The sequence below is a fragment of the Sphingobacterium sp. Lzh-3 genome, from assembly GCF_046764375.1.
Classification (GTDB): Bacteria; Bacteroidota; Bacteroidia; order Sphingobacteriales; family Sphingobacteriaceae; genus Sphingobacterium.
The window spans coordinates 3,069,574-3,081,249 of the sequence record NZ_CP177226.1 but is presented as its reverse complement, the minus strand read 5'-3'; the positions used below and the strand labels follow the sequence as shown (position 1 = coordinate 3,081,249).

General features: G+C 45.2%; 9 protein-coding genes. 3 read left to right on the top strand and 6 right to left on the bottom strand.

The window, feature by feature from the left end; translation table 11 throughout:
* The first annotated feature begins 30 nt into the window (after window positions 1-30).
* From ACLCDV_RS12865 to ACLCDV_RS12855, 3 genes are all read left to right on the top strand, one after another.
* Window positions 31-1,119: an efflux RND transporter periplasmic adaptor subunit gene (locus tag ACLCDV_RS12865; protein ID WP_411973907.1), complete on the top strand. Its 1,089-nt coding sequence runs from the start codon at window positions 31-33 to the stop codon at window positions 1,117-1,119.
* A gap of 210 nt (window positions 1,120-1,329) precedes the next feature.
* Window positions 1,330-2,745 (top strand): aldehyde dehydrogenase family protein, encoded by a 1,416-nt coding sequence (locus ACLCDV_RS12860; RefSeq protein WP_411973906.1) that lies wholly within the window; start codon window positions 1,330-1,332, stop codon window positions 2,743-2,745.
* 61 nt (window positions 2,746-2,806) lie between these two features.
* Window positions 2,807-3,613: a helix-turn-helix domain-containing protein gene (locus ACLCDV_RS12855; protein WP_411973905.1), complete on the top strand. Its 807-nt coding sequence runs from the start codon at window positions 2,807-2,809 to the stop codon at window positions 3,611-3,613.
* Window positions 3,614-3,624: 11 nt separating this feature from the next.
* Here the strand turns inward: ACLCDV_RS12855 and ACLCDV_RS12850 are convergent, their stop codons facing one another.
* The 6 genes from ACLCDV_RS12850 to ACLCDV_RS12825 all read right to left on the bottom strand — a co-directional run bounded on the left by ACLCDV_RS12850 (window position 3,625) and on the right by ACLCDV_RS12825 (window position 11,674).
* A complete protein-coding gene (locus ACLCDV_RS12850) occupies window positions 3,625-5,109 on the bottom strand; it encodes a DHA2 family efflux MFS transporter permease subunit (RefSeq protein ID WP_411973904.1) in 1,485 nt (494 codons plus the stop codon).
* Between the two features lie 86 nt (window positions 5,110-5,195).
* A complete protein-coding gene (locus tag ACLCDV_RS12845; protein ID WP_411973903.1) occupies window positions 5,196-7,172 on the bottom strand; it encodes an ATP-binding protein in 1,977 nt (658 codons plus the stop codon).
* 120 nt (window positions 7,173-7,292) lie between these two features.
* Window positions 7,293-7,901, bottom strand: coding sequence for a flavin reductase family protein (locus ACLCDV_RS12840; protein ID WP_411973902.1), 609 nt, complete (start codon window positions 7,899-7,901; stop codon window positions 7,293-7,295).
* A 17-nt stretch (window positions 7,902-7,918) separates the two neighbouring features.
* Window positions 7,919-9,337: an SDR family oxidoreductase gene (locus ACLCDV_RS12835; protein ID WP_343566666.1), complete on the bottom strand. Its 1,419-nt coding sequence runs from the start codon at window positions 9,335-9,337 to the stop codon at window positions 7,919-7,921.
* Window positions 9,338-9,717: 380 nt separating this feature from the next.
* Window positions 9,718-10,710 carry an ABC transporter permease gene (locus ACLCDV_RS12830; RefSeq protein ID WP_411973901.1) on the bottom strand — a complete coding sequence of 331 codons (993 nt, stop codon included), beginning with the start codon at window positions 10,708-10,710 and terminating at the stop codon, window positions 9,718-9,720.
* Window positions 10,673-11,674 (bottom strand): ABC transporter ATP-binding protein, encoded by a 1,002-nt coding sequence (locus ACLCDV_RS12825; protein WP_411973900.1) that lies wholly within the window; start codon window positions 11,672-11,674, stop codon window positions 10,673-10,675. Before ACLCDV_RS12825 ends, ACLCDV_RS12830 begins: the two co-directional genes overlap by 38 nt.
* Between the last annotated feature and the right edge of the window lie 2 nt (window positions 11,675-11,676).

Below are 11,676 nucleotides of genomic sequence, written 5' to 3'. Positions count from 1 at the left end.
AATTGAGTAATGAATAAGAAAATAAAACGGATGAAAAAAATAGGCTATTTACTACTACTGACAGGCTTACTTTCCGCTTGCGGTCAAACCGAAAAGCCGATTGACCTGACGCCAAAAAATCCGGCTAAGGCCAGTACCTATCAGACAACAGTCATACAAGAGAAAGTCATGTCCAGCAGTGTGCGTTTACCCGGTAAGCTCAAACCCTTTAATGAGGTAAATATCTATGCCAAGATGAATAGCTTTGTTAAGCATATCTTTGTGGACAGGGGTGCAGTTGTTAAAAAGGGGCAGCTGCTGATGCAGCTGGAGGCGCCAGAAATGCTCGCTGCAGTACAGGCCGCACATTCACGTTTTGTACAAGCACAGGAGACCGCTTCTGCGAGTAAAGATAAATATAAAAGACTCAAAAATGCCGCAAAGGAGGAAGGGGCAGTATCCCCACTTGATCTAGACAATGCCCTCTCGAAGATGAAAGCCGACGAAGCAGTCGCCATGTCGGAAAAAGCAAATGTGGAAGAAGTTGAAATGTTGCAATCTTACCTGAACATCAAAGCGCCATTCAATGGTGTGATTGTACAGCGTAATGTCTCCGAAGGAGCACTGGTCGGACCAGGGAAAGGCAATGATCAACCTCTGTTGATCCTGCAGGATCTCAATAAATTACGGTTGGAAGTGCAGATCCCCGAGACCTATGTCGATAAAGTAGACCTCTCGAAAAAGGTTGCATATCGTTTTAATAATACCCCGAATAAGGTGTTTGAAGGGATGATAGCCCGTTCGGCGAATTCCTTGGGCGCCATGCAGTCTGAAGCAATAGAGGTCGATGTGGCTAACTCGGATAATAAGCTCAAACCCGGTTTATACTGTGAGGTCGATATTCCATTGTCTGCCGGAGCCAATTCGTTATTGGTACCTTCCAATAGTATTGTACGTTCGACAGAAAGGCTGTATGTGATCCAGCTCATAGATGGTAAGACACATTTTGTGGATATCAAAGAAGGGGTATCCACGCATGATTCTACCGAAGTTTTTGGAAAGCTAAACAGGAGTGATCAGATCTTGCTGCATGCCAATGACGAAATCAAAGAGGGGGTCAAGCTACCTTTGGAAAAATAAGTAAACATCTATTATCTCCATAAAGTATGAAAGGTCCTTTGGGGCCTTTCATTGCTTACATTTTATCCAATAGTTTACCAAAATCAGAACTGAATAGGGCTAGCCATACGCCTTTTTACGACCTGAGCTTTTTTGCAAAGTATAATTGAGCTTTTTTGCCAAGTTAGGTTGAAATGGTACGGCTAAATTTGCTTTATAAATAGGAACAAAATGAAAACAGTTAATAGGATTTATGTCAACGGGGAATTTGTAAGCCCGCACGGAACGGAAATTTATGAGCTCATCAATCCGTCTACGAATCAAAAGATCGGTCAAGTCACTTTAGCCGATGTAACCGACACAAAAAATGCCATTGCAGCGGCAAAAGCTGCCTTCCGGACATTTTCAAAATCCACCGTTTCGGAACGTATCGGTTATTTGACAAAACTGAAAACTGCGATTGAAAGGAGAAAGCAGGATTTTATCGATACGATGATCGAAGAATACGGCGGAACGCATCAATTTGTCAGCATGAGCAACGCACATACCGGAGCCTGGTTTGACAGCATGATCGAAGTGCTCAGCAGTTTTGAATTTGAACGGACAATTAACGCCGCCTCAGTGCGATTTCAGCCTGTCGGTGTTGTCGCTATTATTACGCCCTGGAATGCCAGCAACAGTTCGGTGGCCAGTAAAGTCGCTACCGCAATCGCAGCAGGATGTACCGTAGTGGTCAAACCCAGTGAAATGAGTGCTTTGCAGACGAATGTGCTGATGGAAGCTTTTCACGAAGCCGGTTTACCAAAAGGTGTAATCAATGTGGTAACGGGTCTCGGAAATGTAGTGGGCACGGAACTGACCGAGAATTCCGGAATTGCCAAAATTTCGTTTACAGGTTCTACAGCCGTAGGGAAATTCATCGCCAAACGAGCGGTAGATACCATGAAACGTATTACGCTCGAACTGGGTGGAAAATCGCCCAATATTATACTGGATGATGCAGACCTCGATAAAGCAATTCCGATGGCCGTATACGGCGCTTATATGAACAGCGGTCAGGCCTGTATTGCGCCGACAAGACTCTTGGTGCCGCAGCATAAGCTCGATCGGGTAAATGCCTTAGCCAAGGCCACTGCCGAAAGTATGGTTGTCGGCCTGCCACAAAATGCCGATACCAACATCGGACCGATGGTAAGTGTGAAGCAGTTTGATCGCGTACAGCAGTATATTAAAACGGGTATCGAGGAAGGGGCAACCTTATTGACCGGCGGATTGGGAAAACCTGAAGGTCTGGAAGAGGGCAACTTTGTGAAAGCCACCATTTTTACAAATGTCAGCAATGCGATGACCATTGCGCGGGAAGAAATTTTTGGTCCCGTTCTGTGTATTATTCCTTATCAAACCGAAGCGGAAGCCATCGAAATTGCCAATGATACGCCTTATGGACTAGCTGCCTACATCTCATCGGCGGATAGCGAAAGGGCCAAACGCGTGGCGGCAGAAATCGATGCCGGGCGGATTTGTATCAATGGATTCAGTCACGACCCCATGGTTCCGTTTGGCGGATTCAAGCAGTCGGGTATTGGACGGGAATATGGCGTATATGGTTTGCAACCTTACCTTGAAATCAAAGCCGTATTAAGCTAAATTTTTATACATTTGACAAGCGTTGTCGTGTGGGCGGCGCTTTGTCTTGATCGCTAATTTTATGATGGAAAATTCCGATATTGTCTATTCCTGTTACCACCAAGTGAGCAGAAAAGGGGAAAATTTTGTGGCTCAGCATACGATTTCATATCAGCTGTCGGGAAGTTTTATGTTGTCCGACAATAGAGACCAGCATACTGCGCATCCGGGCGATTTTCATCTCATCAGAAAAAACCAGCTGGTGAAATTTGCAAAGATTCCGCCACCAAACGGCGCCTGTGAAAGTCTGAATATCTACCTGAATGATGAAACACTAAAGAACTTTGCGCATGAGTATGAGTTGAAAGCAGAACATTCAACCGTAACAGAAGCGCTGGTTAAAATTGATGTCAATGCGGTTCTTGAAAATTTTATCGTGTCGCTGAAGGCCCTTCTCCAAAGCAATTTGAATAATAAATCACTCACCGACCTGAAAATCAAGGAACTTCTGCTGATCCTCCTGCAAACGAAACCAGCGCTGAAAAATATCCTGTTTGATTTTTCTGAACCGCATAAAATAGACCTTGAAGCTTTTATGAATCAGAACTACAGGTATAACGTCAATTTAGAGCGTTTTGCCCGTCTCACCGGTCGGAGCCTAGCCACGTTTAAGCGCGATTTTGAAAAGGTTTTCCAAACCTCGCCGCACCAATGGATGCTTAAAAAAAGACTGGATGAAGCACATTATCTCCTAAAGGAAGAAAAGCGGTCTGCTTCGGACATCTTTGTTGATCTGGGATTCGAAGATCTATCACATTTTTCCCATGCGTTTAAAAAGCAGTTTGGCTACAATCCCAAAAGCCTATCTAATACCGAAAAGCCTACCTAATATTTAAAAAACTAAGCGGCATTCTGAACTTCTTTCTTTAAGGATATACCCCTTAAATTGGCTCCGTCGCTTGGTTTAATTTTGAAATACTCGATTAAGGATAGGAGTGATAAGCCAGCAATTAACTGCAAGGCCAAGCTAAAATCCCGCATCTGATAAACCGTATCCTGAAAATAACTGCTTGCCAGGTGTAGTGTCACTGCGCCTAGGGCGATACCCATACCAAGTGCCATTTGTTGTGCCGTATTGTATAGCGTATTTGCATTGCTCATCTGTTCATTGGGCACGTCTGCGTAAGCCAGGGTATTTAGGCTGGTAAATTGGAGCGAGCGTGTAAGGCCCGAGAAAAAGAATACAATTGCCACCAGCCAGATCGGCGTTTGTATGGAAAGCAGGGAGAGTCCGGCGGTTACTAGTGTTAAAATAATACCGTTGCCGATCAGGACCTTGCGGAAGTCAAATCTGCGTGTTATCCACATGGCTACAGGTTTCATGCTCATACTACCAAACATGTTGGCCATATAGAGGAGTCCGGCGTGAAAGGGGCTCAGTCCAAAACCCAGCTGTAACATAAGGGGCAATATAAAAGGAGCAACATTGATCACCATACGGGTAATGGAGCCTGAAAATACCGTAATCCGGAAGGTTTTTACGTTCAGAATACTATAATCAATCAACGGATACTTGATCCGTTTGGAGTGCCAGATCGAAACGGCCATCAGCGCAAAGCTCGCCACAATTGTCGCAACTGGTTTTGTATAATCGCCTTTGGCTGCGCCGATCATTTCAGTTCCCAGCATAATTCCGGCAAGACCGATACCGCTGATAAAAAAACCGATAATATCAAGGGGACGGTTATTTTCGGAATCCATCGCTGGAATAAATTGATGCACTGCCCACAGCGCAAATACACCGACGGGCACATTGATAAAGAAAATCCAGTGCCAGCTAAAATAGGTTGTAAAAAATCCGCCCAGCACTGGGCCGATAATAGGGCCTAATAACCCAGCCCAGGCAATATAACCGATCGCTTCAACCAGATCTTTCTTTTCGGTGTGCTTGAGCACAATAAGACGTCCCACCGGTACCATGAGGGCTCCCGCAGTACCCTGGCAGATACGTGCAATGACGAAAGATGTTAGGTTGGTACTCAGTCCACATGCGATTGAAGAAAGTATAAATCCGATAATCGCCAAATTGAAAACTTTTTTTGCGCCGTAGCGGTCGGCAATCCAGCCGCTGATTGGAATAAATACAGCTAACATGACGGTGTAAGAGGTAATACCTGCACTGAGGTGTACAACATCACTCTCAAAATCATGTGCCATTTTGGGTAAGGCCGTCGATATCGCTGTGGTGTCAAGCATCTCCATAAGTAAAGTGCCACCTACAATGAGCGATATGATGCGCGATTCTTTCTTCATCTTGCTCTTCTTAAATCCCGAACGGGAAACATTTGCGACAAAAGTAAGCCTATCTAAAAAAAGAAAAGTCATAAAAAGGCAATTAAATGACCAATATGTCCGCGTATGTGTTTGCTAAGAACCGAAGAAAAGAACTTATACTATTAACAATTTTTACATTACTGAGCGGGAAGCCGCACCTTAAATGTGGTTCCTCCGGCCGAGTTGCTCTCCACAGCGATATGTCCGTTATGCAGTTCTACAATTTCACGGCAGAGATAAAGGCCTATGCCGAATCCAGAGATTGTTCCGACTCTATCTTTTCCTGCCCTGTAAAATCGCTCGAATATCTGATCCCGGTCTTCTTCGGCAATACCCATACCCTCGTCACTGACAAAAATCTCTACTTCCTGATTTGCAGTGGGCAAATAGCCAAATGTAATCTGGGTTCCTATCGGCGAATATTTGGCCGCATTTTCTACAAGATTTTGGATTACCTGCGAAATCTTATTCAGGTCAGCAGCAATGGATAGACTTTGCGTCAGGTCAGCGACAATCTGATGAGAATTGATCCTCAATTTAAATTCATCTTCAAGTTCAGTAAATAATTCCTTCAGATCAAACACTTCTCTTTCGATCATCATTCTGCCGGAGTCGAATCGCGAGATGTTCAAGAATCCATTGATTAAGTTCTTCATATTTTGCACTTGCCGAAGGGATTTCATCGTAATGTCTTGATAACTCGTGTTTGCTGTAAGGAATGCCTGACGCTGCATTAATTGAAGATAGGCGTTTATAGAGGTTAAGGGTGTCTTCAGTTCGTGGCTAACGATGCTTATGAAATCATTTTTCCGCTGTTCCTCAGCTTTTTGTTCGGTAATATCCCGTAAAGTACCGTTCAGACTTACTGCTTTTCCCTTGGCATCGTAAAATACTTTGCCACGTGCCTGCACGAGTCTAACGTTCGGGGCCTGTGCATGGAAAATACGGTATTCAATAAAGTAATTGCCGTCCGACTCTTCGCTAAGTGCTTCAGTTATGGCAGCCATTACACGTTCCCGATCCTCTTCTATGATGGAAGAGATAGCGGCGGATAAATCCAATTGATCCTTATCGGCTAAACCAAACCATGATTTTAACAGCGCATTTCCGGAGAACAGATTATTTTTGGGCTCATAATAGAACGTCGCAAGCTCTCCGGCATCAATAGCCATGGACAGCATGTGTTGATCTTTTTCACTTTTCCGCCGTTCAAGGACTTGGTCGGTAATATCTTCCAGGATAATCAGAATTCCCGTGACTTTGTTGTCAGTTGAAAAAATAGGTTGATAGATCGAGTTTACAATAGCCTCCCGCAGCCCGTCATTGTGACGCAGCAATATGGAAAGTTCATTGTTTGTTTTACGTTCGCCTTTTTCGAACGCTTCCCGGAGCCACTCGTTCATGGGCTGACCTTGCAGTTCAGGCCTTGCGATTTCGTGGGGCCGGCCCTGTACATCGGCTAACTGATGGCCCCAGATTTTTAATATTGTCGGATTGGCTATGTCAATAATAAGTTCCGGACCCTTCAGCATCGCTATGCCAACAGGTGCCTGCTCAATAATTGTTCGCACTTGTTCACGGCTTTCTGCCAGAAGTTGTAAGGAACTGTTGAGCTCATCATTTGTAGCGGTCAATTCTTCGAGCGTTGCAGCCATTTCCTCCATCAGCCCTTGTTCCTTTTTTTCTTTTTCCCGAATCTGTTGCTGATGCTGCCTTCTTAAAGTGACGTTGCGGGCAGTGTTTAAAATACACCAGGTTTTATTGTTTTCGTCTAATAGGGCTCTATATTCATAATCGAAATAATCAGTTACGGGAACACCGTTTTTAATGAGTCTGGCTGGTGCCTCGGTCACGGAATAGGATTTGCCCGTACGCCAAACCTCTTGCAGAATAGCTAAGAACGGCTGATCTTCCAGTTCCGGAATAGCACTGATCAGCGCTTTGCCAATAACGGATGCGTCTTTGCCCCAAAGGGAAAGCATGCCCTCATTGGCAAACTGGATGGTCATCTCTGTTCCAGTATAGATTGATGTAGGCTCGGGAGAACAACTCAGTGCCTGTAAGATAAGGTCTGCGCCAAATGAGGCACTACCAAATTTTTTCTTGATGTCCATTAGACCAAAGATAAAGAATACATTCTATAGCGTAACACATTATCTTCCGCTCTGGGAAGTGAAGTCTTGAAGAAAGCCGAACTGTGTGCTTTCTTTATGAAAATCCTAGCGAAAAGTTGCTTAAGGCTTCGCATAAGGTAATCGTTCAATCCGGCTTGTGGTATGATAGCTGTCAAGACCGCTAGAAGTAACTGTCCCGGCTTCTTCGATATCGATATAACCATCCTCTTTTAAACAGTTATCGGGCACGAAAGCTGTTTTTATTTGGCCGATGATCAATGTTGTACCGTTCAGCTCAATAGCTGTTTTCTGAACAAAGCTGCAGGCGAATTTTATTTTACTTTCTTGAACAAAAGGGGCCGGAATATTTTCCAGGTATTCAGGGCTAAGTCCAACCTGTTCAAATTCGCTAACATCTTTAGGATATTTTGCACTACATTGGTGTGCCTCATGTACAAATTCGGGTGAGACATGATTAATCGTATACCATTTCTGCTCCAGGATATTATCCAGGGTGCTGCTAAAATCTGTCGCCGGCCGAAGTATAATACCACAGAGAGCCGGATCTGCGCCCAGGTGGAACAAACTGCTGAACGTGGCAAGGTTTTCACTCCCGTCTCTGTTTTTTGTACCGATCAATACCAGGCTTTTAAAGCCGCCCAGCGAGTTTATAAAATTTGCTCTGTATCTTCTTTCAAATGCCGCAATGGCCTGTTCATTATAAATCATCGTTTAAAAATACTTTTCTACGTGTTAGCAATTCTATTAATCATGCCCCTAAATATGAAGCCATGAAAAGGCCATACGGCATACCAGTAGAGTCTTCCGGCAAGGCCCAGGGGCCTGAAGGTCGCGGTCTGCAGCAGGATATTATTTTCGATTTTAAATTCTAGCCATGCCTCTCCCGGGAGTTTCATTTCGGCATAGAGCAGCAATCGTTTTGTCTTTTTATCGGCGATCAGCACGCGCCAAAAATCAAGTGCATCACCTGCAGCCAGATCGCTTTTATTTTTTCGTCCCCTTCGCATACCCACTCCGCCGACCAATTGATCCATGAATCCACGGATTTTCCAGAGCCAGTTGCCATAATACCAGCCAGAATTTCCTCCAATGGACCATATTTTGGTCAATGATGCTTCACTGTTGTGGAGGGGAACCGAGCGGACATCTTTAAAGCAACCATAACTGGGCACTTCCAGCAGCCTGCTGAGCCCACCCGATAAAATGTGACTGGTCTGTGCGTCTTTCCAGCTGGAAACCACATTGTCGCTTTCAATTTTTTGAAATGCTAATTGGATGGATTGCCTGTAATTGATCAACGTAATACCGAGTTCGTCCGCTAGATTATTGGGTTTACAGATGACTTCTACTTTCATGCTATCGACCAGGTTTTTGGCCAGGTTATAGGACGTCGAGGTAACAAAATAGAGCCAGTAGGAGGAAAGCCGCGGCGTCATGAGCGGGATAACAAAGATCTTTCGCCTCAGTTTTCGTTCGGCAGCATATTGCAGCAGCATCTCTTTATAGCTAAGAATGTCTGGACCGCCGATATCATAGCTTTTGTTAAAGGTATGCGGGTTGGCGATAACACCGATCATAAATTCGATCACGTTGCGTATGGCGATAGGCTGACATTTCGTCTGCAACCATTTGGGCGTAATCATAACCGGAAGTTTTTCCACAAGATCCCGAATGATCTCGAAAGATGCGCTTCCCGAGCCAACGATGATACCGGCTCGCAAGGTGGTGATCGGAATCCGCCCGCTGGCCAGGATGTTTTCAACGTTTCTTCTCGAGTCGAGATGCTTCGATAGGTGATCTGAATTAATGATTCCGCTCAGATAAATGATCTGTTGTGCGCAGGTTTTTTCCATAAAGTTGCGGAAGTTGGTCGCACATTGCGCTTCCATTTGCTGGAAATCACCGGACTGCGTCGCCATGGAATGGATCAGGAAATAAGCAATATCAATTTCAAGTGGTATTTCTTTCAAACTTTCAATATTCAGGAAATCGACTTCAACAACTTGAACATGTCCCGGGATTGCCGAGGTATCAAAACGATTCTTATCTCTTACACAACAAATAATTTCATGTCCCTGTTCTAACAACACAGGCAAAAGACGTTTTCCAATATACCCCGTCACTCCGGTCAATAGAATTTTCATAGCCTGATTTGTTAAGTTCAGTTGTTAATTTTGTTGTATACAAATATACCACAATTAAGCCTAATTTGTTTTGATTTAGTGTGTTTTTATTCTAATATAGCAAGGTACACGCAGTTGATCTTTTACTTCTTCAATAGGTAGCGCTTTAATTGCAACATCATGTGTACGGCGTTTTTGGCTGTGCCCTGGCTTCGGTCAGCTCCAGTGCATTTGAGCCTTTGAAGAGAGTGCTTGTACCATCCCCACCTATAGGCTACGTGAATAGGGTGCTTGCTAAATGATCGAAAAGAGCGAGCGAAAAGGAAATAATAAAGGCGCACGGAAGCGTGCGCCTTACAGTTTATGAAAGCAGTTCTGACAAGCTGCTTTGGTGGAAACGCTTAACTTCTGATTTCCCTTCGCATAAAAATGTAATAGGACCAGGCAAAACAGATCATCATGGCTGCACAGAGGCCACTGACCTGTGGCCACACCATCAGAAAACTTTCCCGAAAGGAAAGTGGTGCGGGGATGGCACCGACCATCTGTTCCATGGAAATGGGACCTAAGCTGCGTACCGAGGGCATCAATAGGGTAGTGGTGGCATCGGTATAGAGCTGACTCGGTGATAAGCGGAGCAGATTTAAGATGAGCTCATTATAGCCGATGTACTCCTGCTCCGAAATATAATTGGGGTTAGGTAAAAAAGGGCGTATTGCCAGATTGACCAGAATAGGAAAGAATACCGTAAAAAACAACCAGATGCCGATCGCGGTAAGTGCTGAGGTGGCCGGCTGGCGAAAGCGGATCGACAACAGGATGGAAAGGCTCAGCCAGAAGGCAACATAGAGCACACTGATCAAGGTAAAACCGAAGATACGCAGTAACTCCTGGGGTTCTATCCGGACACCTGTACCGAGGAGACCGCCACCGATCATCAGCATGACCAGCGCAACAAATAATGTACCCACCACGGCCAGTGGCGCCAGAAATTTGGCGAACAGCAGGTTGTCTCGGTAAATTGGCTGCGCCAGCAAACGAGTGAGTGTACCGTTGTTGTATTCTGCATTGACGGCGTCAAAACCGAGGGCTATGCCCAATAGTGGCGCTAGAAAGTTTAAAAAAACATGAAATGGCGGAATGGAATTATCCGTTGTGGTCAGTAGCTTGAGATAAAGAAATGACTGATCAGGATCGCGCATATTGCTGACAGCGTCCTTGAGCCCCATGGATGAAACGTAGAGGGATGCGCAGAAAGTCAGTACGATGAGCAGGATCAGCATAATAAAACGCCAGCTGCGGATATGTGCCGCAATTTCTTTGCGGACCAGCACCTGCATCGGAAAGGATGGCCGTTTATTGGTATCTTTTGAAGAAACCCTTGGATTTTTCATAGGCATTATCTGTAGTTATGCTGTTCTCAAAATATGTATTATAAATATCGTCGAGCTGGTAGTCGTTGCGGTTCACGGAAACGATATCGGCGCCATTGTTTACCAGGAGGCGTACGGCCATTGCTGTTGTATCGCTGTCTGTTTTTAATTCGATCGTAAATCCGTTCACCTTAAGATCACGGAGTCCGGGCAGGGCCTTTAATGCTTCTGCAAACCGTTTGGTATCGCCCTGGGCATGGTCAAGGGTAATGACGGTACTGATACCTTTCTGCTGCTGCAGGTTATGGGCAAGGCTTTCAAGTGATCCTTCAACCAGTAATTTTCCGCCAACAAAAATACCCACCCGATCGCATACACGCTGCACCTGGTGGAGGTGGTGTGAAGAAAGCAGTACCGTTAGGTTATGCTCCCTGCTGAGCTGCTTGATGAGCTCAAGGAATTCGTCAACACCCTTGGGATCAATGCCAAGCGTAGGCTCATCAAGGATGGCAACCTCGGGAGCCTTGATCAGCACTTCGGCCAAGCCTAGACGTTGTTTCATACCGCGGGAAAAAGCACCGGTTTTTTTATGCATTTCCCGTTCGAGCCCCACTACATGTAACATGTCTTTTGCAGAAGCTTGTGCATAGGATTCTGTGAGACCATTTAATCTGGCAATAAAACTTAGGTTTTCCAGCGCTGTCATATCCGGGTAGAAACCTACGTTGTCGGGCAGGTAGCCGACTTTTCGTTTCACGGCGATCGGATTGCGCGTAGCATTGTGCCCGCAGACATAGGCTGTGCCAGAGGTAGGTTCGGTCAGGCCCAGCATCATGAGGATGCTGGTTGTCTTGCCGGCACCATTGGGGCCGAGCAGGCCAAAGATCTCTCCGGGATAAATGTGCAGGTCCAACTGATCTACAGCGGTTACTTTGCCGTAGCTTTTTGTCAGGCCTGTCAATTGAATGATAGGATCCTTCATCATGA

Coding starts and splice junctions, on each gene's coding strand:
- ACLCDV_RS12865 (WP_411973907.1), top strand. CDS start 31: ATGAAAAAAATAGGCTATTTACTACTACTGACAGGCTTACTTTCCGCT.
- ACLCDV_RS12860 (WP_411973906.1), top strand. CDS start 1,330: ATGAAAACAGTTAATAGGATTTATGTCAACGGGGAATTTGTAAGCCCG.
- ACLCDV_RS12855 (WP_411973905.1), top strand. CDS start 2,807: ATGATGGAAAATTCCGATATTGTCTATTCCTGTTACCACCAAGTGAGC.
- ACLCDV_RS12850 (WP_411973904.1), bottom strand. CDS start 5,109: ATGACTTTTCTTTTTTTAGATAGGCTTACTTTTGTCGCAAATGTTTCC.
- ACLCDV_RS12845 (WP_411973903.1), bottom strand. CDS start 7,172: ATGGACATCAAGAAAAAATTTGGTAGTGCCTCATTTGGCGCAGACCTT.
- ACLCDV_RS12840 (WP_411973902.1), bottom strand. CDS start 7,901: ATGATTTATAATGAACAGGCCATTGCGGCATTTGAAAGAAGATACAGA.
- ACLCDV_RS12835 (WP_343566666.1), bottom strand. CDS start 9,337: ATGAAAATTCTATTGACCGGAGTGACGGGGTATATTGGAAAACGTCTT.
- ACLCDV_RS12830 (WP_411973901.1), bottom strand. CDS start 10,710: ATGAAAAATCCAAGGGTTTCTTCAAAAGATACCAATAAACGGCCATCC.
- ACLCDV_RS12825 (WP_411973900.1), bottom strand. CDS start 11,674: ATGATGAAGGATCCTATCATTCAATTGACAGGCCTGACAAAAAGCTAC.